Origin of the sequence: Chitinophaga sp. CF418, from assembly GCF_900142925.1 — a bacterium.
In the GTDB taxonomy this organism is placed as follows: domain Bacteria; phylum Bacteroidota; class Bacteroidia; order Chitinophagales; family Chitinophagaceae; genus Chitinophaga.
Genome location: NZ_FRCN01000012.1, coordinates 238,166 through 262,998, shown reverse-complemented (window position 1 = coordinate 262,998; position 24,833 = coordinate 238,166). Strand labels below are relative to the sequence as shown.

Annotated in this window: 18 protein-coding genes; 4 read left to right on the top strand and 14 right to left on the bottom strand. The window is 45.1% G+C overall.

The genetic code is table 11. From position 1 onward, the window contains the following. The first annotated feature begins 95 nt into the window (after positions 1 to 95). Positions 96 to 1,493: a right-handed parallel beta-helix repeat-containing protein gene (locus tag F3I09_RS24840; protein ID WP_223233377.1), complete on the top strand. Its 1,398-nt coding sequence runs from the start codon at positions 96 to 98 to the stop codon at positions 1,491 to 1,493. A 108-nt stretch (positions 1,494 to 1,601) separates the two neighbouring features. After that, a complete protein-coding gene (locus tag F3I09_RS24835) occupies positions 1,602 to 1,967 on the top strand; it encodes a VOC family protein (protein ID WP_149697756.1) in 366 nt (121 codons plus the stop codon). 116 nt (positions 1,968 to 2,083) lie between these two features. On the opposite strand, the gene F3I09_RS24830 is transcribed toward F3I09_RS24835, so the two are convergent. The 12 genes from F3I09_RS24830 to F3I09_RS24780 form a co-directional block, all read right to left on the bottom strand. Beyond that, positions 2,084 to 2,500, bottom strand: coding sequence for a VOC family protein (locus F3I09_RS24830; RefSeq protein ID WP_149697755.1), 417 nt, complete (start codon positions 2,498 to 2,500; stop codon positions 2,084 to 2,086). Positions 2,501 to 2,576: 76 nt separating this feature from the next. Next, entirely contained in the window at positions 2,577 to 3,149 is a 573-nt protein-coding gene (locus F3I09_RS24825) for a Crp/Fnr family transcriptional regulator (RefSeq protein WP_149697754.1), read from the bottom strand. A gap of 8 nt (positions 3,150 to 3,157) precedes the next feature. Next, positions 3,158 to 4,288, bottom strand: coding sequence for a serine hydrolase (locus F3I09_RS24820; protein ID WP_223233376.1), 1,131 nt, complete (start codon positions 4,286 to 4,288; stop codon positions 3,158 to 3,160). A gap of 60 nt (positions 4,289 to 4,348) precedes the next feature. Then, complete coding sequence (locus tag F3I09_RS24815; RefSeq protein WP_149697753.1) at positions 4,349 to 6,082, bottom strand: hypothetical protein; 1,734 nt, start codon at positions 6,080 to 6,082, stop codon at positions 4,349 to 4,351. 269 nt (positions 6,083 to 6,351) lie between these two features. Further along, a complete protein-coding gene (locus F3I09_RS24810) occupies positions 6,352 to 8,577 on the bottom strand; it encodes an alpha-N-acetylglucosaminidase (protein WP_149697752.1) in 2,226 nt (741 codons plus the stop codon). Positions 8,578 to 8,727: 150 nt separating this feature from the next. Next, positions 8,728 to 10,347: a RagB/SusD family nutrient uptake outer membrane protein gene (locus tag F3I09_RS24805; RefSeq protein WP_149697751.1), complete on the bottom strand. Its 1,620-nt coding sequence runs from the start codon at positions 10,345 to 10,347 to the stop codon at positions 8,728 to 8,730. A gap of 23 nt (positions 10,348 to 10,370) precedes the next feature. After that, the gene (locus F3I09_RS24800) at positions 10,371 to 13,640 is read right to left on the bottom strand and encodes a TonB-dependent receptor (protein WP_149697750.1); all 3,270 of its coding nucleotides are present in this window, start codon (positions 13,638 to 13,640) and stop codon (positions 10,371 to 10,373) included. 312 nt (positions 13,641 to 13,952) lie between these two features. Continuing rightward, positions 13,953 to 15,119 (bottom strand): FecR family protein, encoded by a 1,167-nt coding sequence (locus tag F3I09_RS24795; RefSeq protein WP_149697749.1) that lies wholly within the window; start codon positions 15,117 to 15,119, stop codon positions 13,953 to 13,955. A 68-nt stretch (positions 15,120 to 15,187) separates the two neighbouring features. Further along, positions 15,188 to 15,751 carry an RNA polymerase sigma-70 factor gene (locus F3I09_RS24790; protein ID WP_149697748.1) on the bottom strand — a complete coding sequence of 188 codons (564 nt, stop codon included), beginning with the start codon at positions 15,749 to 15,751 and terminating at the stop codon, positions 15,188 to 15,190. 184 nt (positions 15,752 to 15,935) lie between these two features. Next, positions 15,936 to 16,094 carry a hypothetical protein gene (locus F3I09_RS34200; protein WP_188133948.1) on the bottom strand — a complete coding sequence of 53 codons (159 nt, stop codon included), beginning with the start codon at positions 16,092 to 16,094 and terminating at the stop codon, positions 15,936 to 15,938. 8 nt (positions 16,095 to 16,102) lie between these two features. Beyond that, positions 16,103 to 16,549, bottom strand: coding sequence for a hypothetical protein (locus tag F3I09_RS24785; RefSeq protein ID WP_149697747.1), 447 nt, complete (start codon positions 16,547 to 16,549; stop codon positions 16,103 to 16,105). Positions 16,550 to 18,520: 1,971 nt separating this feature from the next. After that, a complete protein-coding gene (locus F3I09_RS24780) occupies positions 18,521 to 18,976 on the bottom strand; it encodes a macro domain-containing protein (protein WP_149697746.1) in 456 nt (151 codons plus the stop codon). Positions 18,977 to 19,216: 240 nt separating this feature from the next. Here F3I09_RS24780 and F3I09_RS24775 point away from each other — a divergent pair, with 240 nt between their 5' ends. Further along, on the top strand, positions 19,217 to 19,921 hold the full coding sequence (locus tag F3I09_RS24775) for an SMUG2 DNA glycosylase family protein (protein ID WP_149697745.1): 705 nt from the start codon (positions 19,217 to 19,219) through the stop codon (positions 19,919 to 19,921). 121 nt (positions 19,922 to 20,042) lie between these two features. Here the strand turns inward: F3I09_RS24775 and F3I09_RS24770 are convergent, their stop codons facing one another. Together F3I09_RS24770 and F3I09_RS24765 are read right to left on the bottom strand one after the other, a co-directional pair. Beyond that, the gene (locus tag F3I09_RS24770; protein ID WP_149697744.1) at positions 20,043 to 20,429 is read right to left on the bottom strand and encodes a hypothetical protein; all 387 of its coding nucleotides are present in this window, start codon (positions 20,427 to 20,429) and stop codon (positions 20,043 to 20,045) included. Between the two features lie 4 nt (positions 20,430 to 20,433). Then, complete coding sequence (locus F3I09_RS24765; protein WP_149697743.1) at positions 20,434 to 20,838, bottom strand: HEPN domain-containing protein; 405 nt, start codon at positions 20,836 to 20,838, stop codon at positions 20,434 to 20,436. Positions 20,839 to 21,703: 865 nt separating this feature from the next. On the opposite strand from F3I09_RS24765, the gene F3I09_RS24760 reads away from it, so the two are divergent. Then, entirely contained in the window at positions 21,704 to 24,820 is a 3,117-nt protein-coding gene (locus tag F3I09_RS24760; protein ID WP_149697742.1) for a TonB-dependent receptor, read from the top strand. Positions 24,821 to 24,833: the final 13 nt, after the last annotated feature.

Below are 24,833 nucleotides of genomic sequence, written 5' to 3'. Positions count from 1 at the left end.
TAATTTATACATCTACTTAAATCTGATTAATCACAACATTAATGGGGCGGTTTCGAGTCACCGTGCCTAAAATTTTAACTGTATCCTACTGCAACATGAAAAATCGCAATTACATTGTCCAATCAATGATTGGAGCAGCTATGCTTTTTCTGGCTGCCAGCTGCAAAAAAGAAGATGTTTTACAAGAAAAACTAAATTCAGACAACGGTCTGTCTGTCACCACAACAACTACAGGAAGACAATTTACACTGGTTCCTGACGCTTATGGCCGTCTGCTTATTGACAATTCTGCCAAGACCTACTTACCCGGAGACATCATCAATCTGAAAGGCACATTTAAGGCAGTCCAGGTTGTGAATCTGAGTGGAAGCGCTTCAGCGCCCATTACAATTCGCAACCTGGCCGGTACTACGGTAACAATGGGGAATCCTGCCTGGAATGGTGGCGCCTACGGGGTGGCATGTGTTTTCTGGAATTGTCATTACATACGTTTCGGCGGACAATCAGGACAGTCCCAGATTGTTATCAGTGGTTCTACCCAGGCGGCAAAAGCGTCCTACTACGACCTGCAACTGGGTAACAAGACTGATAACATCGAAGTCTCCAATCTGACCATTCAGTACGGTGGTAACGGTATCGTAGCGAAAACCGATCCTGTGAGCGGAGACGCCACTACGGTATATCCGAACACCACTATGATGAATCTGAAGATCCATGATGTGCTGATCAGATACACCACAAATGAGGCGATGTATATCGGCCATACTGCTACCTACTGGGATCTGACGGCTAACGCTCCTTATTACGGCGCTACATCTGCAATGACTACAGGTCATCAGTATGTACAGCCCATCATCTGGCGGAACGTGAAAATTTATAACAATAAGGCAGTAGATATCGGACTGGATGGTATTCAGACCGCTGCCATTGATCAGCTGGAGATCTACAACAATGAAGTGAGCAACTGGGCGATGCAGAAGAATTCCTCACATAACGGTGGTATCCTGATCGGGGGACGTACCACAAATACGAATACGCATGACAACTATGTACACGACGGCTGGGGTGAACTGTGTCAGTTCTATGGTTCCGGTGGAAGCGGGGTTACCCATATCATCCACAATAACCTGTTCAGGAATGGAGCGCTCGATGGGGTGAGCATGAGAGGTTATTCAAACGCGATTGTGCAGTTCACCAACAATACCATCGCTTATACAATGGGGAACAGCCTGCGCATCAACGGCAGCACTGGCCAGACAGGAGTGCAGATCATCAATGCGAATGCCTTTATCAGGCCGCACAACGCAGTAACTCCTATCTATGATAAGTATTACATTTACCTGGAACAAGGCGCTCAGGCGAAAGAAGGTACCGGTACACTGGTGAATGCGAAATTCCCGACCTGGTTATCTGCAAAGGTAGACGCCTCCAATTACTATCTTCCACTTCCAGGCTCACCAATGGGAAGTGCAGGTTACAGGAAGCTGTATTAATAGCGCTATTAAATTATTGATTCGTTGCAATGAGGCCCGGACAATTTGTCCGGGCTTTGTTATACCTTTATATGCCCGGTCCCCTGTAATCAATAAAAAGTAAAAATCATGAAACATAAAGCTGTATCTATCCGGCCATTCATCGGAGCTAAAGACTTTGAGCTGTCCCGTAGTTTTTACAGGGACCTCGGCTTTGGGGAGCGTGTTTTGTCTCCCGATATGTCCGTTTTCAAAACCGGAGAATTGGCATTTTACCTTCAGCGGGCGTATGTGCCGGACTGGATAGACAATTCTATGATCTTCCTCGAAGTGGAAGATGTAGAACGCTTCTGGGATGAACTGGAGACCCTCGACTTACCCGGAAAATATGAGGGTGTAAGGCTGACACCCATACGAACATATGATTGGGGGAAGGAGTGTTTTGTACATGATCCATCAGGGATACTTTGGCACTTTGGAGAGTTTTCCAGTTAAGAACATACGGAATCATTCGCGGCATTTAGCCCACCTACGGCGCGGCGCTGTGTTTGGAGCCCGGGGTGCAACCCCGGGTGGCAATAATCCAGTGAATAAAACACAACGGGAACATTTTAACGCTCAGCGTGAAGCCCGATCCTGTTTCCCTCAGTATCTTCAATAACCGCAATCAAACCCGCCCCGATCCGCATTTTGGGAACGACAATTTTTCCGCCGGCATTTTCAACCCTGTTCAATACCAGATCGATCTTGGGGTACGCGTTGATATAAACTTTTGTACCCTCAGCCGATGGCTTTGCATTTTTTGATTTTGTTAAAGCACCGCTAACCCGTCCTGAGGTTGCCTGAACAACAGCAGGATCAGATGGAAAGAAGGTTAAATCTTCATTTGTTTCATCCAGTTGCAGCGTCTGCATTTTGATATCCAGGATAGTTTCGTAAAATGTTTTTGCCCTGGCCGTATCCAGTACGGGAATTTCAAACCAGGTAATGACATTCGTTTCAGCGTCGATTTTTCTAAGTTTAGACATATGTTTTACTTTTTTGCGATGAGCACAAAGTTCTATACATCTCCACTTTCAGCGCTGTGACGATCGTCACAAAATATCAGGATACAGCGCGGCGTTTCCTGATCCTGCTTAAAGTTTCCCTGGCTACACCCAGGAACGAAGAGAGTTGGGTCAACGAAACCCTTTGCAGCATGTGGGGATGATGTTTTTCAACATATTCCAGCCGTTCGCTGGCAGAGTAAAGCTTGAATAGGGTCGAGAACTCTTCCTGTTTTGATGCAAATAAGCGGATGCATAAACGTCCCAGCGTTTCTATTTCGGGGGCCTGAGCGGCGGCCCGGAATAATTGGTCCCTATCGATAATAACGGCCGTTAAAGGCTCACAGGCAATGATATTTAATTCAGATCTTTTCCCGCTGCCAAAACTGTTGATATTGGTAGCGATATCATTCTCAAAAAAGAAGCCGGTATTTTTTTCGATGCCATCAATAACATGATAACTTCTGCAATAGCCATTATCGATATAAAACAGGGAATGACACACCTGGCCTTCCTGCAGCAGGTATTCATTTTTTCTGAATGCCTGCCTGGTCAGCGCCGGCATTAGTGCTGCCACACTTTCGTCTGACAGTGGCATGAGTGTATTGAGATATCTCAGAAGATTTTCCATTCGTACATTTATTTCTCTACAGCTGGAACGATATAATCCATCATGATGGCCGTGCTGTTTTTCCTGATGTTCCATTTATTGTAATTGCCCGCAGTAATAACCACCACGAGGTCATGCTCCTTGTTAAAAATGATCCGCTGATCGCCATTACCGACACAGTTCACTAAGCTTACGGGCTTGTTATTCACGGTATCATTCCATATCCAGAACTGGTAGCCATAGGCACCTTCAGCGCGTTTTACATGCGGCTGAAAGGACTCTTTTGTCCATTGGGAAGGAACGATCTGTTTGCCCTGCCAGGTACCGTTGTTGCTGTACAGCAGCCCGAACTTCAGGAGGTCCCTGGAACGCAGGCGTAGTCCTGAAGCGGCCGCCGGAATAGTGGTGCCCGGATATTTTAACCATTCGAAGGTGGTGATGCCTAATGGCTTAAACAGATATTCGCGGGCAAACTGGTCTATAGGCTTGCCGGTAGTACGTTCGATGATCGCTGCCAGCAGCTGGGTGGTACCGCCATTGTATTTCCAGACCTGTCCGGGAGGCGCTTCCATCGGCTGACGGAGCACATATCCCACCGGATCGGGGCTCATGATCATCCTTATTTCGCTGTTCTCCGGGTTGTCATAGGGAACATCTTCATTCCATACCAGGCCGGAGCTCATAGTGAGCAGATGTTTGATGGTGAGCGCAGATTTCAGGCCGGTATCCTGTGCTGCGTAGGCAGGAAAGAAACTGAAGACCTTCTGATCAACGCTTTTGATCTTTCCCTGTTGGATAGCGATCCCAATACAGGCGGACACAATACTTTTGGAGATGCTTCTGATATCGTGCAGGCTATCCCTATCGTGTGGTACTACGCCCATGGAATTGCCCCAGTGTTGATCTTCGCCCTGCCAATACTGCTCATATACCAGCTTGTTATGACGGCTGATCAGCAGACTGTGAATATTGGGGTAGGTGTTTTGGGCGATCTCTTCAGCCAGCATATTTATCTTGCCGGCGTTTATATCTACATCTTTTGGCGCCGCAATAGAGATACCGTCCGCCATTTTTTCAGGACTACCGTTGTTTGCTCGCTGCTGGGCAAAAGCCGGGTAAATGATCCATATCAGGAATAAGGTTGTGATGAGATTTTTCATTGGATTAACAGATTGATGTTAAAGTGGAATATATGGCTTTTTACCGGATTATGGTACGCGCTAATAAACAGATGCGTGAGGCACCTCATCCGCTGTTGCAAAGGCTTGTTTGAATGCCGCCTGGTATTTGCCTGCTTCTTTTAACTTACGCTGCATGAGGAGGCTTTGATGTAGGCCGAGTAGAGCCCATCCGTTGCCGGGATTATGAATGAGGTCCTGACGGTATACCTGTTCTGCTCTGGCAGCCTTTTTAAGAAGTAATAAGCGCGCGCCGAGGAAATGACGTGCAGGTATAGGCCATTCCTTTGGTTCACGATAGATCAGGTTATCTTCATTGGTAACGGCCGCTTCGAGTGAGCGTATTGCCGCATCACGTTTTCCTTCTGCAAAGAGCAGTTCGCCTTTAAGTATAGCTTCCGCAATGGTTGCCGGTTGTATGGCGCTATTGAAAGGCATGTTCCTGATACGCAGGGCGCTGTCTTTCATTAGCGCCTGCAATTGTTGTAGCTTTTGACGGGCGGCTGCCGTATCAGCCTGTCTCACTAATGCCAACCCTTTTCCAAAATTGTCCAGTAGCCTTGCGTAGTGAAGCTCCGCAGCTGGTTCCGGCATAGCGATGATCTCATTCCACTTGCCGGCTCTTATTGCATTAAACATCGGCATCATGGACAGGTATTGAAAGAAAGTACTGGATAGATTTTTCTGATAGTTGGTGGTTAAAATATGATGAAGATGACCGGACATTTCTTTACCCTTTTCATACATATTCGCATTCATGGCGCAATAGGTTCCAACGGCATCGTAATGCGTCAGGGCAAATACGCCTAGTTTGAGATTGGAGGCGAGTGTATCATACTGCACAATGAGTGAAGAGGCGGTCTTGTTCACATCAACACCTTTCGTATAAAGGCCATTCCGCTGATACATATGGCTGGACATGTGTACCATATGAGGTACGCCGGGCAGGACATCTTTCAGTAAATCTGCACTGTGTAATGCTTTTTCCGGGTGCAGGGAAGCCTCCACCAGATGTATCTGGTAATGCAAAGCCGCAGGGTGACGCGGATGTGTTTTCAGTATCTCATCGCAATAAGCCACCAGTTGAGGCGTCCACGCTTTTGGAGTACCATCGGTTTTCCAGAAGTCCCAGACATGTTCAAGCATCACAGCATCAATGTAAAGTGCTTTTATATCAGCATCGGCGGGATATTTTTTTATCAGTGCAGCCAGCGCTATTGCATATGCACGGTTCAATTCACTACGTTTAGCATCGGAGATATCATCGGAATATCTTTTGTTCATCGTGTTGGCAAGGTCCTTCTCCTTTTGCGTTCCATTTGCTGCTGCCTCGTTCATTTGTTGCAGCACGGGTAGTACACCGGGCGACATCTTGTAAAAGTAACCGTTATAATACGGGCCCATTGCCAATGCCTGTCCCCAGTAAGCCATCGTACTGGAAGAATCATGCCGGGTAGCTTCCTTAAAGGAGGCGAGGGCTTCTGTAAGGTGATAGCTATAGTACATATTCAGTCCCTGGTCAAAGAAGAATTGTGCACTGTCGTTGCTGGTCGGAATAGGGTAGTGATAATGGCCCCAGCCAGGAAATACCGGCGCATATCTTCCACTGGCATCCGGCAGAATGTCGCTGTGGGGAGGTGGTGCACAGGCGATGGATACCCGTTCCTCCAATATGTCGTTGCTGGAACCTGTTTTGTTTTTATCGGTGATGAACCGGAATGAGAAAAGTGTTAAAAGAGTACAGGCTGGTATCACCAGTAAAAGATGCTTTCTCATGGTGACCAAATTTTAGATACTGAAGTTACGAAATCCTGGGGACAAGTGCCTGGATGTTGCCTGTCAGATAGGGCGCATGTAGACGGATGTTAGATGATCTTCAAAGCCGGGATATTCGTGATAGCGTAAATCAAAGCTAATCTACATCGCAGATCAGCAGTGGCTAAATGATATAAGGGAGCGCCTGTTACTGGCGCTCCCTCTTTACTGCAGCCCGCGAAAGTGAGCAGGGGAGTCATAGTAATTTATTCTAAAAAAAATCCGCTGCATTACAGCGGATTTTCTATTACTGATCTGTATTTATCATATAACCTGCGTGCGGTCTGAATGCTGTTACCCTGTGCAGTAACAGGGAATGCCTTCTGTCGGTTGACCCACTGCCATTCCCAGGCGCGTATCTGTTTGTCGAAGGCCGGCAGGTCAGGTGCTGTACCTGTTTGCAATGCCTGTTGCAGCATATCGAAGAACTGTCCCCAGCGAGGTTTATAGAAGTCGTTCAGCAGGCCGCTCCACTGGCGGTTGGCATATTCGTGCAGAGGGCTATCGGCGTCACCCCATAAAGTGATCAGGTCACGGGCATTGCGTTCATATAAAGCCTTTTCAGCACTGTTATTGCCCCAGCTGCGGGCGCTAGCCAGCCATGGGCCGAGCATGAAGTCTTTGCGGGTAGCCAGGAGTGCATCCATATCGCTGATCAGTGTCAGGTACCGGCTGCTGTACAAGCGGAAGGCTGCACTGTCCTTTTCCCTGAAGGCGCGTACCCATCGCTGTTGCAGTGGCAAGGCATAGTTTGCCAATACCTGCCTGCTAATATCTACGAGGTCATAACGGAAACCGTCAGTATTGACTCCCGCTGTAGCTGCCTTGATGAAAAGGTCCCACGCCGGCAGTAGTTCGTGCGGCGGATAATTGAGACGGGTACGTGTCCATTCGGCAGCGGAATCAAAGGTTGGACGGCCGGTAATGATGGATTCGGCGCCATCCCTGATAGCCTGTCCGTTATAGACTGTGTGTTTGAGGATATCCCAGGCTTTGAACAGGTCTGTATGTTCACTGCGATAGCGGTTACGGATGTATTTATGCAGCCATTCATCCAGCTGTATGGGCTGGGATTGCCAGGTATGTTCCATCATCAGTTCATATAACACGGGATTCTGTTCAATCGCTTCCATGGTAAGGCCAATGCCGGCCATGTTGCCAGCGCTGGTATCATTCAACGCCAGTGCAGGGCCTGAAGCGGCACCCTCCATTCTTCCGAACAGGTTGACATTTCCGCCGAAGTTGTTCAACATATTCCATATCCAGGGTTTGCCATAGAAGGCATCCGTTCTTTTCCATACCGGTTCAATTTCGGCAGCGAGGTCCAGCAGGATCATTTTATCGTTTGGTACGGCTTTCAGTAATGCTTCCACCTGCGGTGCTTTCCAGAACTTGCGGTCACTATAGAACAGCCATCCCTGCATCACCCATACAGCGGCAGTATCTGCCTGTTTCATGCCTTCATAGATCCGGGCGCTCAATCCGGAGAGGAAGGCAGGATCATCGGAGGGCGGTTCGTTTTCGTTGAAAGTATCCGCAGAGTACAAATGATCCGTGCCAAACAACTGTGTTTGTTTTTCCAGGAATTTCTTACCCAGTATAGCAAACAGCGGATCAGAAGCATCGAGGATCTGGGTATCGGCGAAGCCATTCTTCCAGTTGGTAGTGACCAGTTTTGCAGCGGGAAATTTCTTTTTGAATGCCGAAGGCACATGACCGGTAAAGGCGGGCAATACGGGCTTCATACCCAGCGCCCTTTCCCTTTGTATGATCTTTACCTGCAAGTCATGGTGACTCTTCATCCAGCTGAGCGGCAGAGGACCGCCCCAGCCATCCAGGTTACCCATCCAAAACCAGGCGAAATAGGCAGGGCCGCTGAAGAAGTCCTGTAATTCCGCATCGCTGAATCCCATGTCTTTATAGACCAGGTACCAGGTATATTCTTCACCGGTGATGGCCAGCGGCATATTAATGCCATGCACTGCCATCCAGTCTATTTCCTTTTCCCAACGTTCCCAGTTCCACCAGCTCATGGAATAGTTGAACGTACAGTAGTTGAGGTAGTAGCGATACTGATAGGGCGATTTCCGCTGCACTTTCTCCGGCACAGCAGGCAAACGGTCAGGAATATGCAGGTTAGTGCCATTCCAGGTGATCTGGCAATGGGCATATTCAGCCAGGTAATGGTACAAGGCTGCCGCTATTGCCACGCCGTTATTTCCTCTTAAAATGATCTTTCCCCTGCTGCTCTCTATTTCAAAAGCATCTTTGTCCGCTTGTGCCGGCAGTCCTTCCACAGTAAATGCGGCTGCCTTTTCCGGCAGTATCCTGCTGATCAGCGCAATAGCTTCCGCTTTGTTAAGCTGCGCAGCAGCGTGGGTATAAAGGCAAACGGAAAAGAACAGGGTGAAAAAATACCGGTATTGGCGCGCTTGGGCTGGGAAAAAGAGCTTCATTATCTGATGTGAAATGATATTGAAAAATTGGTTGCAGAAGCACGGGACAGTAATATGTCCTGTGAATCCTGTCGTGAAATTAAAAACTTGCGATAAATTTTACACCCGGCTTTATTGTGCCGGGTGTAAAATTTATGTTGTACAATGATATTATTGCGGATACCCCGGATTCTGGGTAAGCGCAGGGTTAAGCTGAAAGGCCGTAGTTGGAATTGGGAATATGCGGTGATTCGGATCTGCATCGGTTTTGAATCCCCATTTTCCTTCATACTTGCCAAAGCGGATCATATCGTTCCTGTGCCAGGATTCCCAGGCAAATTCACGGGCTCTTTCTGCATAGATATCTTCGAGCGTTACAGCCGCCCATGCCGGTGAACTGCTACGCTCTGCTCTCAGCTGGTTGACCAGCGACAGCGCTGTATGGCCCAGCGTAGAAGTTCCTCCGCGTATTATGGCTTCCGCTTTCATCAGGATGACGTCTGAGTAGCGGAAGAAGGGAATATCATTTTTCTGGTTCCTGTTCAGTGAAGTGGCGTCCGGGTAGATCTTGGTGTTGCGGTAACCCATATTCCAGGCAATCTCGTCGTTGCCAACATCAAAGGAAGCTACATCCTGGCGCAGGGTCACTTCCGGTTTCAGATCGATCTGGTAGGTAAAAGGAGCAGAGCCATCCGCACCGGTATAGAACTGATCATACCCCTTCTTGGTAGTGGTAACAGTAGCGGGTGTTACGCCATCGTCCAGGTACTGCAGACCAGTGAGCCATTGTTTGTTCCTGATGTCGCCGGGATCATTGAAATTGGCATAGTATTCAGGCAGGGTACAGATAGCACCATCCGGTGTAAAGGGAAGATGATACTTCTGTTGCGCCAGTCCTCTCGGAATATCATAGCGGGCATGCAGGTTCTGGCATCTGAAAGGAAACGAGCTCGCCCATGAAGGGTCGAAAGGTATGGCGAAGATAAACTCCTTCATTTGAGGCCCGTTATTGGGATAGAACATCTGCAGGTAGGTGTTCTTTGGTTCCAGCGCATATTGGTTGGATTGTATAACATTATCGCATGCTGCGATGCAGTCATTGTTCCTTTCAGTACCTGTGTAAATTTCAGCATTCAGGTACATTTTTGCCAGTAAGGTATAAGCCATCCATTTATTGGCCCTGCCATACGTGGCTACAGGATCAGTGCCGAGGTAGGGAATGCAGGCTTTTATTTCCTGCTCTACGAAGTTGAACACCTGGGCGCGGGGGACATTAGGTTTTGGTGTAAAGTCGCCGTTCACCGTATCAAGCGGTACATTGCCATAGTTGTCCATCATCATGAAATAAGCCAGGGCCCGGAGCATCCTCAGTTCTGCAAGATTAGTCTGTTTAAAAGTTCCTTCCGGTACATTTTTAGACAGGATCGACATTGTCTGGTTCACCGTTCCGATGATAGTAGAAAGCCAGGTCCAGTTTCCGTTTACTTGCCCATTGTCTTTTGTCCAGGTGTGATAATGTAGTTGCTGGAATTCCGCGCCGTTATACCAGTTGCCTCCTTTGGCAGGGAAGATGGCTTCATCGGTGGACAATGTCTGCAGGAAGAAATATTCCACCGAAGTATTACCTCTTAAAGCCACATAGGCTGGCCCTGATGCTGCAACAAACTGTGCACTGTCCCGTGGGAATACATCCGGCGTCAATTCAGTTGTAATTGGCACATCCAGTTTATAACAGGCTCCCAATACGCTCATCAGCAAAGGAATGCTTATATATTGAAGTAGTTTTTTCATAATGAAGATTTTAACTTGTTCACTTACAGGGATATGTTTGCACCAAATAAGAAGGTGCGTGTCTTGGGGTAGAAGTTATTGTAATCTACTCCCGGTGCTATACCACCCTGGTTCACTTCAGGGTCTACGCCTTTAAATCCTGTAATGATAAAAAGATTATTAGCAGTTACATATAATCTGAGCCCTTTGATGTATGGCCCCAGGTTTTTGAAATTGTAAGCAAGACTGGCATTGTCAAATCTCAGGTAGCTGCCGCTTTCCACAAAACGGTCAGAATAGAGATACGCGTTGAAGTCTGCCGCGCTTTCATTGGCGGCATCTTTCAGGATATTGGTATATTGAGCGGTAGCAGGTCTGAACAGATCAGCTCTGGTCGCATTGAATATTTTGTTGCCGAATACCCCTCTTAAGAAGATGCTCAGGTCCCATTGACGGTAATGGAAATTGTTGGCCCATCCCATCAGTAATTTAGGTTGTGCATTGCCGATGTAGTGATAGTCTGTTCCGATCACAGGTGTGGTAGTCAGTTTACCATCGCCACCTACGAACTGGGAAACGCCATTAGCGTCTTTGCCCGCATAGACCAGAGAAAAGAATTGTCCCAGCGGTTTACCTTCTTTCAGTATCTGCAGCGAGTGACTGGACTGGCCGGCGCCTTCAGGGAATGCCAGCAGTACGGAGTCGCCACCTGCAAAAAGCGGATTAGTCAGACTGGTGATCCTGTTCTGGTTATGTGCAAGATTCAGGCTGCTGGTCCAGCTGAAGTTTTTGTTCCGTACCGGTGTGGCGTTGAAGCTTACTTCGATCCCTTTGTTGCGCATACTACCGCCATTGGCAACGATAGTGCCTGTAGGAACAAGTATGGGGTCTACCCTGTAGGAATAGATCATACCGGTTGTCTTCTTGTCATAAACATCTACTGAAACATTAAGCTTATTCTTCAGTATGGCAAAGTCTACTCCGACATTGGTAGTAGCGGTCTTTTCCCATTTCAGGTCCGGATTGGCTGCCTGTACGGGACCACTGGCAGCTATGGCCATTCCGTTATAGTAATACATACCCAGGTTGCCGGAGATGAAGCGGGAAGTATAAGCGTTAAAACCGGAAGCATTACCCGTTACACCATAGCTGGCTCTCAGTTTTACATCGCTGAGGGCGGTGATACCCTTCATGAAGTTTTCTTCGCTCATGCGCCAGGCAAGACCTACAGATGGGAAATAACCCCATTGATTGTTGGCGCCGAACACGGAGCTGCCATCTCTTCTTACAGATCCCTGCAGGAGGTATTTGTCGCCGTAGTTATAGTTCAAACGGGCAAAATTGGAGATCAGCCTGTTCTCCTGGTATACGCCATCAGGGCCAAATCCTACCTGGAAGCCGGATACGGAATACGGATTACTCAGGGCCAGGTTATTATAACCGATATTATCTACCGGGAAATTGCTGGTGGTGACCTGGAAGCCGTCTCCTATTTTATTGTTCTGCCAGGAATATCCCAGTACCATGTTGATGATATGGCGTCCGAAGGTTTTATCCCATGTCAGGAAGGTTTCCAGCACCTTTGTGGTGTTCTGGTAAGAGTTCCTGGTAGCCTGTCCGTTCTGGCCGAAGGTCTGCGGTGTATGATAGCCCAATCCGGGATTGGGGTTGTCATACATGCTGTTATAATTGGACGTGAAATATTTGTTATAGTATTCACCGTGTGAAGAAGTGAAGCCGATATAGGAAAGATTGAGATCGTACGTAAGTCCGAATGGCAGTTTCACCTGTGTGGTAAAGCTTCCTACCAGATTGTTGTATTTGGTGTTCATCTGGCTATTATTCATCATGGCAACAGGATTATAATAGCCCTGTGTAGCGAAGTTCTCAAACCAGGAACCGTCTGCATTTTTAATGGGTGAAACAGGCAGGTGCAAGGCAGATTGCAGCAGCACTACGTTGCGGTAAGGGATATCATCGGCACTACTGTTGGAGTTCATCACGTTCACACCGAATTTGACCCTGTCATTCAGCGCATACTGTTCCAGTTGCAGGCGGGCAATGACACGTTCCAGATCGCTATTCAGCAGGATACCTTCTTTCTTGGTATAGTTCAGACTTGCAGCATAGGAGCTATGGTCGGTGCCACCGCTCAGGGAGAGGTTGTGGTTGTGCGATACAGCGGTGCTTCTCTGTATAGCGTCCTGCCAGTCGGTGTTGGCGCTTTTATCATCTGCAGGGGCGAAGGACTGGCCGTTCTTCGCAAGGAAACTGCGTAATTCTTCCGCATTCATCATCTTCAGGTTGTTGGATACTTTTTCCATACCTGCGTATCCGCTGTAGGACACCTGTAATTGTCCTTTTTTACCTCTTTTGGTGGTCACCATGATCACCCCGTTGGCAGCACGGTTGCCATAGATAGCAGTAGCGGCAGCATCTTTCAGTACGTCTATAGAGGCAATATCATCGGGCGCAATAACGGAGATATCAGCACCCGGAATACCATCAATAACATAGAATGGCCCCTGGGAAGCGTTCAATGTAGAAGCACCACGCAATACCACGGCTGCAACAGCATTCGGGTCGCCGCTGGCGGAAACGTTCAATCCTGGTACTTTACCCTGCAACAGTTGTCCCACATCTGTAATGGCGCCTTTGTTCAAATCGTCGGCTTTCACGGTATTGACAGCGCTGATCAGATTTTTGCGGGATTGTTTACCGTAACCCACTACCACCACATCTCCCAGGCCAAGCGCGCCTGAGGAGAGGGTTACGGCAATGCTGTTACGTCCGTTTACGGGTATTTCCTGAGGCTGGAAGCCGATATAACGGAATACCAGCACGGCATTGTCCGCCAGTCCTGATAACTGGTATTCCCCATTAGCATTGGTCTGCGTGCCTTTGGAGGTACCTTTTACCTGTACAGACACGCCGGGCAGAGGATTCCCCTTTTCGTCTGTCACCCGGCCGGAAATGTTACCGGCGGGCGCTTCTTCGGGCACTACCATCAGAAGGTCTATCTGCCGTGGTTTTACCACCACTGTTTTATTCACGATCTCGTAGGTGAAGGGCTGTTTTTTGAAGATCAGATCAAGCACATACTTCAGGTCACTGTTTTCTACCTGTATATTGACCTTTTGGGCATCTTTCAGCATACCTATTTTGTAAAAGAACAGGTAGCCGGTTTTCTCTTTAATTTCCCGGAACACTTCCTCCAGCGGACGATCTTTTGCGGATAAGCTCAGCTTTTGTGCATAGCCGGCGGCGCTTACCTGCAAACAGGCGATTGTCATTAAAACGATGAGCATCTTCATAACAAGGAGCATTTTGCGCATAGGGAATAGCCTCAGTTTTTCTGCTATGCTGCGATGTTCAATTTTGGTTGGTGAAAGCCGGGACATACCTATGGCTTTCACATAATCATACAATTGCATAGATTTGCAGTGTTTGGGTGTGAGTGATAATTGATCTTCAGCGGATTATTTTATTGCCTGCATAGCTCAAACGTTGCAGGGGCGGGCTCAATCGCCCCTGTTTTATTACAGGTATACAGGCAGGCGGATTCATGGTGCATTATCCATACCTGCAATTCAATTTTGGTTGATAAAAACGTTGTCTTTACGGTGTCAGGATCTTACCAGTATTTTATGTCCCTGTACGGTGAATTTTACCCCGCTAGCTTCCAATATTTTCAGTACGGCCGTTATATCTGAGTTTCTGTCTATTTCTCCCTGGAAGCGATCCTGTGGGATGCCATCCGGGTATACTATTTCTGCGTCGAACCAGCGTGCTACCTGTCGCATCACTTCTTCTATAGATGCATTGTTGAAGCTGAACAGGCCGTTCTTCCAGGCAATGACAGCGTCGATGTCAGCATGTACGACCTTTACGCTGCCTGTGTGGTCCATTTTAGCCTGTTGTCCTGGTTTCAGCAGCGCTTCACCTGCAGCACCCTGTACTTTCACTGCTCCCTGTAATAGTGTGGTGTTGACAGACTGTTCATCATTGTAGGCCATGATATTAAAATGCGTCCCCAATACCCTTACCTGCATGTCGCCCACTTTTACAGTAAATGGACGTGCGGCATCAGTGGCTACTTCGAAATATGCTTCACCATTTAAAGTGACCTGGCGTTCTTTGCCTGTAAAGGCAGCAGGGAAAGTGATGCTGCTGGCTGCATTTAACCATACCACCGTACCATCGGCAAGTGTAATATTGTATTTGCCGCCACGGGGCACGGAAAGGGTATTGAGGATGGCAGGAGCATTGCCTGCTTTTCCCTGTTCGCTGTTATAGACGAGTTGACCGTTACTGAGCTTAATGATTTTGGTATTGTTTTGTTGTCCGAGCTTGCCGTTCTGTTCATCTTCAAGCGCTATGACGTCGCCATTGGCCAGTGTGAGGGTGGCTTTATTGCCACCCGGCTTCAGCTGATTGGTGCCTATATTATTGCCGACAGCAAGTTGTGTTGGTTCCTGCTTTTTGACGGTATACCGGTAAATGCCCGCCGCCATAAGCAGGAGGGCCACCGCTGCTGCTGCCCGCAAATACCTGGCAGGCACCCGGCGGTATAAAGAAAGAGGCCTTTTCTCTTCCATGCGGTCCCTGATCTGTTGTAGCAGATGGTCACGGAGCTCCAGCGTGGAATGCGCCGTTTCATCATCCCATTCAACAGCATTTTCAGGTACATTATTATACCATGCTTCAAACAAAGCCTTTTCTTCCTGGCTGATAGTTCCTTTCAGCCATTTATCGGCAAGCCGGGATATCTGTTCTGATGTCAGATCACTCATTGTAGGGCCTCTTTTATATATAGTCTTGGGATAAAAGCGGTTTCCCTTAGTGCCTTAAAAAAAATATTTTACCAGAGGAAAAAGGTGTGAAGATGCTGGAGGGAGGTACGTAGCGTTTTCAATGCCTTGGAGATATGAGCTTCCACGGTTTTAATAGAGATATTGAGGGTCTTGGCTATCTGTTTTTCACTCATGCCTTTTTCCCGGCTCAGGCGGAATACCAGGCGGCATTTTTCAGGAAGAGCCTGTACGGTTTGTTCCAATTCATGGCGTAACTGCTGGTAGCTAAGCCATTGTTCTGTGCTGGCATCGGCTTCATCCCGGACAAGGAGGGTGCTTCTGGCCTGTTCCGTTTTACGTTTGGCTAAGAGCGTCAGTATTTTATATTTGAGTGCGGCGGATATATATGTATGAAAAGAATGTTCCAGGGAGATATTACCGGCTCTTTTCCAGATGTCGAGGAAAACTTCCTGTACTACTTCCTGGGCATCTGCAGATGATTGAAGGCGGAGATAGGCAATTGTAAGCAGCTTTTCCCAGTAGCGCTCATATAGCGTCGTAAAAGCGGCAGCATCCCTGTGTAGTTGGATCTGTTCCAGTAGTTCTTCATCATTGTGGGAATTCTTACGCATGACAATCTAAGATACGTAGTGGGTATAAATATACAAAAAGCTGGGATATTTGTCATATGTACAATAAAGAGGGATTAGGAGAGAAATATATATATGGGATGGGAGGATGGGTTTGTAGCGATATTGAAATAGAAAAGCCATCTGAAGTGAACCAGATGGCTAAATAATTTTTAGTACGAAAATTTTATCGTGGCAGTTTTGCGCCTTTTAAAGCTTCATTAGCTCTTGCTAATTTTTCAGGAGCGACCTTTTTGAGGTCGATTCCTGAGCTTTTCTCATTGAGAATGAGTCTAACCTCCTGGTTAAAAAGACTGCTTTTATATTTTACGATTTTCTTACTCATAATGCAATTTATAATTTTCTTTTTATTAAAAACCCGTTCGTAGATATATTTTTCTTGAATGGAATAAAGCCATCATCAGTTTGACAGTATATTATCCATTTGGTGGAAAGATGCTCCACATTTAGCCCAATTACTATTCTATATAGCCTGGTTCTTTCCCTAGTACTACCTGTAAAATAAATATACCTGTCAGGATATTCATTTAGATAAATGTCGATAGCATAGGCTACGGTTGCCAGCACCTTATTTCTATCCCCATTGTTACTAATAATAGAATAATCATCTATTTCCCCATTAATATTTATATCTCCAAAGGAAAGACTATAAACATCAGGGTACTCAGTCGGAGAAAATATTATCCTTTTAAGGATCGTTCCCCTATTGCCAATACTAAAAAATTCGAATACATTATACCGATCCCTAATATAGAGATCGCTGTAAACATCATATTGCATATGATCGATTAAATGGTTAACAAAAGAATGTGACGTGAATTGATATGCTGTTCTAGTTACGCCCATACCGACTTTAGAGAATTATACTGCAAGAACCAGTTTGGTTGTTGGGTTAACATTGCATTTTAAATCTCCGTTACAGAATGGAATATATTCACTGATTGAGTTGGAAATGTATCGATGCAAGAACTTTTATTGGCTCCTATGAAAAGAGCATCTAATTACTGAGATTAATACTGCATCCTCTGCACTGGAGAATATTTCACGCTTATAAGTATTCTCCGCGTACAATAGTATTCTGTATATTACCCAATCAAAGCAATGGAATATTGGCTTCAAAATTAGAGACATGTATTGATACAACTTACTTCTGCTGATAAAATGAACAAAATGGTTTTTCTAAAGATTGTATTTCAAAAATGAACTCCGAGTTTTGTATCCCTTTTGGGATATTTTGAGATATTATGAAATATAAAAAGCAGATCTGGCCGGATCTGCTTATAATGATATAGGAGCAGGTTAGCAAGCCCCGTATCCGGGTGATAGGGACTGTGGCAAGAGAGGGTACTGATCATGGTGTTAATGGTGTTCTACTTAATAGATCGCAGATGTCGGCACCACCTCCACAACTGAAGGGCAATAGGGTAAGACGATCAAAACTAGAAGATATCGATAAAGTAAAAACTTCTGTATATGAGACGCATTAGTGTATTTGGATCTGTTATAATTGTTTTTTTTATAAATTTTCTATCTTGTTCTAGGGTGCGGAGCCAATCCGTGAGAAGAATCGATTCTGCATATGTCATAAGTAATGATTCAGCTAGACTGGCATTCGTTTACAAAAGAAATGAAGAATTCTTTTTGAATGGTTTCAAAATGCTGAGAATTCCTGGCAATAGGGAAGTGTTTTTATTTACTCAGCATTATTATTTGAAAACTGGCTATGTTATATGGAGGAAAAGAAGTCATTATCGGGCTGCGTTTTATTCAATAAATCACAAATTGATTACGGAGCTTAAGAATCATAATGAACGGGAGATAATTGTTGAAAATTACTTTAAAATCTATAATAATATGGACGCGATCAATAGCGAATTATCCGTACCTGAAGTTACAAGTATTCCCAAATTGACGATAGATCTAGTTCGACTTAGCGTAAACGCAAATACTATATATTCGATTAATCTAGATGAAGTATCGCGAAATGGCATTAATAGTCAACCATTGTTAAGGTTAGACTCGTTGGCGCGTAATAGTTCAATGTCGCTTCCTGAAGTTTGGAGTCATTGATTATATCCTAGATACTCCGCGGGGAAGCGCCAAAACAAAGCTTAATGCAAGTTATCCGGGGATGACCGATTTCATATTTGACAATAAATAAACGGAAAGAATAAAAGATGATAAATATTTCGGTTATCCGCTTCCTAAGAAGAATCCTTAATAATAAGATTTATCTTACTTGCCTGAGTTGCCTATTCTTTTTATTTCACAAGGCCGCAGCGCTGGAAAATGGACCTTTTTATGATTTGGAATTATTAGATACATATGTAGTACGAATGGACCTGGGAGAAGTTGTGTTAACGGGATATGCAGGCTAACAAGATCCCAATTTTTAAGAGTCCTAATGATTTATTAGAGTATATTAAACCCAGCTTAACAACGATGCCGAAGCCATCTTTACAGCCTAAAAAATGAGACTGGTAATAAGAATATGTAGGATATATGAAAGCTAATGATGATTTTGAAATAGTTGATGGAAATTTGAATATAATCATTACGAAAATATGAGAGACGCGATTTTGATAACAGATAGTACGGTTGAATTATTAAATCTGAAATTTTATGCAAAGGGAGTTTTGCAATTCGACGAGATAAGTGAAACCGAGATAATGCACCAGATCATCAACGATGGTGATACCTACATTTCGGTCTCAAAGAATAATGGACTTTGGGTTTAAATCTTTTACTGCATTATTCATCCCTAAAGTTCTCGACAACGAAAAGATCTACTTCAGGAAAGTCAGCCGCAGCTGTATCAATCACTGCTTTGACATCATCCCAGTTCAAACCACCCAAACCAGCTCCTATTTTGGGCAATGCGATTTTATCTATTTTGAGTGTTGATGCAATAGACAGCATCTTTTCAATTGCCTGCCCGACAGCCTCTATATTGGCTCTTGTCGTCCAGCTAACCTGTGTACCAAGGTTAAAGACATATCCGTCTCCGTAATTATATTCATAAACGCTGCCGAGCGTGAATTTACCAGTCCTGCATAGCATCTTATACTCCTGATACATTTTAGGATACCTTTCCTTGAATGCGACAGCAATTCCTTTTCCCATGGCGCCAGCACAATTACATCCATGCGCATAGTTCTGAACCCCTTCTATTTTAAATATGTTGCCAAATTCGATATATGTGACCATTTGAGGCGTTTTTTGTTCTGGAGCGCAAAGATACTGTTAGTCGGGAGTATTACAAACCATTTACCTCTGTCAAAAACTTTTTGTTTGAAGAATTCTGCGTTGGGCAAGTTGCCCTTTATTTGTCGTTCTGGCAATACACGAAGGAGGAGTAACAAGCCCTGTACCCGGAATTTCTAATATTATATCATTTAAATTGATTAGTCGCCGACAGGATAGTATTTTTATGGACCAAATACTATCATGAAGAAAAAGACATTCGCCGATCACATCATTGAGTTCAATACTAACCTTCATTACACCGGCTCCTTACCTCCGGGCATCCGGATCATGAATCCATTCCGCGAACAGCCGCAGGTAATGGATATCATGCAGCAGTTTTACCGCAAGTACTATAATGATCATCATCAGCGCCGTATGATCATGGGTATTAACCCCGGCCGGCTGGGATCCGGTGCAACCGGTATTCCTTTTACTGATACTAAAAGGCTGGCAGAAGTGGTGGGGATCAGTATTGAAGGATTGAAGACGCATGAGCCTTCGTCGGTGTTCGTTTATGATGTGATCAGCGCATATGGAGGCGCTACCGCTTTTTACCGCGATTTCTATTTCGCCTCAGTTTCTCCGCTGGGATTTACATCCTTGAAGCCGGATGGATCAGAGATCAATTATAACTACTACGATAGCAAAGCGCTGACCAATGCTGTTTATGACTTTATGGTAAAAAGCATCCGCCAGCAGCTGGAATTTGGTATAGATACCCGTGTCTGTTATTGTTTTGGTACCGGGAAGAATGCCGCTTTCCTGAAACAGCTGAATGAGAAGGAACGCTTCTTTGAAACGATCGTTCCCCTGGAACATCCCCGCTTTATTATGCAATATCGTTTGAAGCGAAAAGAAGAATATATCAGCAAGTATTTGGAAGCTTTTGCTGCTTATAGCGAGTAAGAGCATTAGTTTCCCAAACTAATGCTCTGCCAACTGAGCTATTCCACCCTTGTGTAATTACTCTGATGCCCAATTTTGAACCATGTATCATGGAAATTGTAAGCGGATAACCTTAATCTTTTCAGGCTAAGCCAATACTTTGGTTTGATAATGGTTCAGATATGGAGAAATTTCTTTTGAAAATTGGAAGTGAAGATTGCAATTCTGTCGCTTTGCCACTTGCGCTCCATTCAAATACCGGATTCGCTATTCTCAGTATCGAATCAGAAGATATGAAGGTAATATCTTCTTTTTCAAATAACCGCTTAAAATCCAGGGAAATTGGAATCCAGAACTTGTCCAGCGCATCGTTATTGTAATATTCCGTTTCTGGAGTTAGCTCAACGATATGGGTATTAATTGCATAATTATATGCATACTTTATTGTAATTGTTTTGAAAGCATTTGCTAAAAGTTCCAGTTTTTCTTTAATAAATTCAATGGAAGCGTTATTTGATTTGTTGAACATAAAATTAAATTTTATTAACCAGTGAAATAATACTATTAGCTTTGTTTAAGGCGTCATGCACCTCTTCCTGTATGATAAATTCATCCGAATAATCTGCCTTTTCTCTTAGGTGCTTTAGTTCCGGATACTGTTTTTGAAACCATTTGTAATCCTTAAAATCACTATTGGCTATTTCGTTGCCAATTAATTTGAATGCCTGAATATGTGAGCTAATGCCACTCTGCTTGCCCTTTGCAATAAACTCATTTATGGCAATCTTTTTCTTAATAAACAAAAAGTGAAACATTGTTTGCAAACAGGAATAAAATGAACAATGTACACTACTGCAATAGATCCTTTTTTTAATCAGATATCTCGCAGAAAGGAGATTTTGATTGGATTTTTCTTTAAAGGAAAGTGTATTACTCATAGATATATTATATTTCAATAGATAAGAGATATGGTGGAATTGTTTTGGATCCAAATGGCATCAAAAAGAAACAAAAATGAATCTGGCCACAATACTACAGCTTGTTATTCGTACAAATAGCATTTCCCCATGGAATGAACAAAATGACTTTTGAAACTTTGTACTATTGAAAATGAACAGTGAAGATTTCCGGCTTACGACAAGAAATAAGGAGAATGATTGACGGGAGCAAAACTATACACACAGCTTCCGGAGGGCAATAAACAAGTACGTTAAGTGGACCGATTCTGCCGCGAACAGGTCATATGTTACCTCGAATAAGCAAACGTCATATAGCATATATTAACGCCCTACTTACATAAGCAGTGAACAGGGTAAGGAGAATAGCTGTATAAATTTATTAGTACATTAATTTGGTGGACTAATAATTACTTTCTATTTTTGAGTTGAAAAAATAGCGTACTTCCCTGTAATATATTGCCAAATGACACAGAAGGGATCAACCAAATATCAAACAATAGACATCTGCGACAGTAAGACTGATTGCTGCTGTTGTTGTTGCTGAAGTACAACAAAACGCTAATCCTGGCCATATTTTCGCCCGAACTTCCACCCAAATTCACATCAGTGGTCTATTCCCTGCATAAGGGGAGTGATGTATTTATAAACTAAAAAATATGCTGTTGAACAATGTTATGTATGGTAAATAATCGGGGTGCACCTTGTTGTATGCCTGTAATCGTATAAAAAAGTTGGCCGGAACTGCGGGAACAGTGCCGGCCTGACTAAACAAATCTCTGGATGTACTACTCTGCGAATGATCGCGGGGCGGTATCGTATTGTCTAATCACTAATCGCAAATTTAATGAAAAAAGTTCTCTTGCTTATTTCCTGGTTAACAGGGATAGCACCTGTAACGTTATATGCTCAATCTGCTTCCGATCCTGTAATTAATTCTACACTCACCGGTACTGTACTTGACAGTAAAACATCCAGCCCCGTTATTGGTGCTTTGGTCAGAATTAAAGGCACCACCAACCAGGTTTTGACTGATGCAAAAGGAAACTTCCAGTTCAGGACAGGTCAGAAACTACCATACATTATTGAAGCCGTTTTCATAGGGTACAAAAAACAAGAAATACAGGCTGACGGTTCTCCATTAAAAATCCTGCTACAGGAGAATGAAAGTCAGTTGAACGAAGTCGTTGTAGTAGGTTATGGTACACAACGTAAAAGTGATATCACCGGTTCTGTAGCCAGTGTCTCCAAGGTATTACTGGCGCAGCCTGCCGCCGCATTTGATAATCTCCTGCAGGGAAGTGTGCCGGGCGTTGCTGTGACGCAGAGCTCCGGGCAGCCGGGAAGTACTGCCACCATCCGGGTACGCGGTGGGAACTCTATCAGCTTCGGGAATGCTCCCTTATATGTGATAGACGGGTTTATCATCTACAATAACAATGATTATGCTAATACAGGCGCGTCCAACGGCACAGGCGTGAATGCACTGTCAACCATCAATCCCAGTGATATCGCTTCCATAGAAGTGCTGAAAGACGCTTCTGCGACCGCTATCTATGGCTCCCGTGGGGCAAATGGCGTGATCATTATCACCACTAAAAGAGGTCGCCGGGGGCATGACGAAGTGAGCTACAACACATACGTCGGTACCCAGCAGGTAAGGAAAAAGCTGGACCTGCTGAATGCCAGGCAATGGGGTGAACTGGTAAATGATATCAACGTGAGCACAGGAAGCGCTAAAACATACAATGAGGCTGACCTTGCCGCACTGGGTGAAGGCTCCGACTGGCAGAGTGCGGCTCTTCGTAAAAAGGCGCTGCAGAACCATGAGCTGTCCTTTTCGGGGGGAGATGAGAAATCCAGGTACCTTATTTCCGCTAACTACTTCGACCAGGGAGGTATTATCATTAATACGGGGTTTAAACGTTACTCCGGCCGGATAAACTACGAACGTACGGTGAGTGATAGGTTGAAGATCGCTACCAACATCTTCGGCAGTCAGTCTATAGAAGATAAATTATTCGGCAACAACTACAACAGCCTTAATTTCCAGAGCACAGCCTTTGCTAATCTGCTACAGGTATCGCCCGTAGCGAAGATCTGGAACGAAGACGGAAGCTACAATACGAGCAGTCCCTATTCCGCTAACCCTACCAACCCGATCCAGGATCTTCAGTCTACAATCAATAAAACATACCTGAGAAGGATATTGGCAAACACTTCACTGGAATATAAACTGCTGAAAGAACTGACCTTGAAAGTGACAGGTGGCGCAGACCTTATCAATACTAAACAGAACTATTATTCTCCCGGTTATGCGGGTTCACCGGGAGGTAGCGCTACCGGTTATGCCGCCGGAGGATACGCTTCCGTAGGTGATCTGAGTGCTACCACATGGATCAATGAGAACACGCTGACCTACGACCATGCTTTCGGGGAAGCGCATTTTCTGAATGTGCTGGCAGGTTATACCATGCAGCATCAGAAGGATGAATCTGCCGTAGCCAGTGCGCAGAAGTTCCCTAACGATCTTACTTCCTTTAACAACCTGAACTACGCCAGTACACCGGTATTATCTGTTTCCGACGGACATGAATCTTCTCTTAATTCCTACCTGGCCAGGGTGAATTATTCCTATCAGCATAAATACAATTTTACGCTGTCATTGCGCGCTGATGGCTCTTCCAGACTGGGAAAAAATAACCGCTGGGGATATTTCCCGTCTATCGGTTTTTCCTGGAATGCAGGAAAGGAGGTTTTTGCTGAACAATGGGGAAGTACTGTCAGCGATCTGAAGCTTAGGTTGTCTGCTGGTAGAACAGGTAATTCTGAAGTACCCCCGTATAGCTCACTGGCTGCATTGTCGCCAACAAACTATTATTTCAACGGGACATTGGTAACAGGTATTGCACCTGTGCAGGTCGCCAACCCGGATCTCAAGTGGGAAACCACTACACAGTATAATGCCGGTGTTGATTTCGGTCTGGTTAATAAACGTATTAATGTGTCATTTGACGCCTATTACAAGAAGACAACAGACCTGCTGCTGAATGTGCCATTCCCATTATATACTGGCTATTCCAGTGTTTTGCAGAATGTGGGAAGTGTTGAGAACAAAGGGCTGGAACTGAGCATCACTTCAGACAATATCAAGGGAAGGGACTTTAGCTGGAAATCTACATTAGTATTGGCCGCCAATAGGAATAAGATCCTCAACCTGGGTGACGGTACAAACTATTATTTCCCGCTGGCGCCTACAGGATACGTCTCTCCGGTGATCGTAAAAGTGGGATCGCCGGTGGGTACTTTCTGGGGGTATAATACCAACGGTCTGATCACGAAAGAGGATGTTCAGAAAGGCATTCCAGTATTGGCCGGAGTATCGCAACAGGTAGGAGATACGAAGTATGTGGATACCAATGGGGATGGGGTGATTTCAACTGCCGACAAGCATAGCCTGGGCAGCGCACAGCCTAAGCTGACCTTTGGTTTCACCAATACCCTCAATTATAAAGCATTTGATCTGTCGTTCGTTTTCCAGGGTAGTTATGGCAATAAGATATTCAACTTCCTCCAGCAGAAACTGGAAATACCTACGCTGTCGCTGAATGCTTCTGCCGTATTACTCGACAGGTATAGCGACAGTAATCCCGATGGTAAGGTGGCCAGGGCAACAAATGCGCCGGTGGCACAGGTGACGGACCGTTACGTGGAAAATGGATCTTTTGTAAAGCTGAAGAATCTCTCATTGGGCTATAGCCTTCCCGGGGGAGTATTGGAGAGAATTCACGCGAAACAACTACGGATCTATGTGACTGCACAGAATATCCTGACATGGACAAACTATTCCGGTCTGGATCCTGAAGTGAACTTCTACGATAATGATAATACGAAGCAGGGGATTGATTATGGTGCTTATCCAAGCTCAAAAAGTTTCCTCGCCGGCTTAAGTGTTACATTCTGATAAATGCGCCAGT

Excerpts from the sequence above, each read along its gene's own strand:
- F3I09_RS24820 (WP_223233376.1), bottom strand. The coding sequence starts at position 4,288 with ATGAAAAATCTCATCACAACCTTATTCCTGATATGGATCATTTACCCG.
- F3I09_RS24785 (WP_149697747.1), bottom strand. The coding sequence starts at position 16,549 with ATGCAATATGATGTTTACAGCGATCTCTATATTAGGGATCGGTATAAT.
- F3I09_RS24805 (WP_149697751.1), bottom strand. The coding sequence starts at position 10,347 with ATGAAAAAACTACTTCAATATATAAGCATTCCTTTGCTGATGAGCGTA.
- F3I09_RS24780 (WP_149697746.1), bottom strand. The coding sequence starts at position 18,976 with ATGGTCACATATATCGAATTTGGCAACATATTTAAAATAGAAGGGGTT.
- F3I09_RS24810 (WP_149697752.1), bottom strand. The coding sequence starts at position 8,577 with ATGAAGCTCTTTTTCCCAGCCCAAGCGCGCCAATACCGGTATTTTTTC.
- F3I09_RS24815 (WP_149697753.1), bottom strand. The coding sequence starts at position 6,082 with ATGAGAAAGCATCTTTTACTGGTGATACCAGCCTGTACTCTTTTAACA.
- F3I09_RS24790 (WP_149697748.1), bottom strand. The coding sequence starts at position 15,751 with ATGCGTAAGAATTCCCACAATGATGAAGAACTACTGGAACAGATCCAA.
- F3I09_RS24830 (WP_149697755.1), bottom strand. The coding sequence starts at position 2,500 with ATGTCTAAACTTAGAAAAATCGACGCTGAAACGAATGTCATTACCTGG.
- F3I09_RS24760 (WP_149697742.1), top strand. The coding sequence starts at position 21,704 with ATGAAAAAAGTTCTCTTGCTTATTTCCTGGTTAACAGGGATAGCACCT.
- F3I09_RS24800 (WP_149697750.1), bottom strand. The coding sequence starts at position 13,640 with ATGAAGATGCTCATCGTTTTAATGACAATCGCCTGTTTGCAGGTAAGC.
- F3I09_RS24795 (WP_149697749.1), bottom strand. The coding sequence starts at position 15,119 with ATGAGTGATCTGACATCAGAACAGATATCCCGGCTTGCCGATAAATGG.
- F3I09_RS24825 (WP_149697754.1), bottom strand. The coding sequence starts at position 3,149 with ATGGAAAATCTTCTGAGATATCTCAATACACTCATGCCACTGTCAGAC.
- F3I09_RS24835 (WP_149697756.1), top strand. The coding sequence starts at position 1,602 with ATGAAACATAAAGCTGTATCTATCCGGCCATTCATCGGAGCTAAAGAC.
- F3I09_RS24775 (WP_149697745.1), top strand. The coding sequence starts at position 19,217 with ATGAAGAAAAAGACATTCGCCGATCACATCATTGAGTTCAATACTAAC.
- F3I09_RS24840 (WP_223233377.1), top strand. The coding sequence starts at position 96 with ATGAAAAATCGCAATTACATTGTCCAATCAATGATTGGAGCAGCTATG.
- F3I09_RS24770 (WP_149697744.1), bottom strand. The coding sequence starts at position 20,429 with ATGTTCAACAAATCAAATAACGCTTCCATTGAATTTATTAAAGAAAAA.
- F3I09_RS34200 (WP_188133948.1), bottom strand. The coding sequence starts at position 16,094 with ATGAGTAAGAAAATCGTAAAATATAAAAGCAGTCTTTTTAACCAGGAG.
- F3I09_RS24765 (WP_149697743.1), bottom strand. The coding sequence starts at position 20,838 with ATGAGTAATACACTTTCCTTTAAAGAAAAATCCAATCAAAATCTCCTT.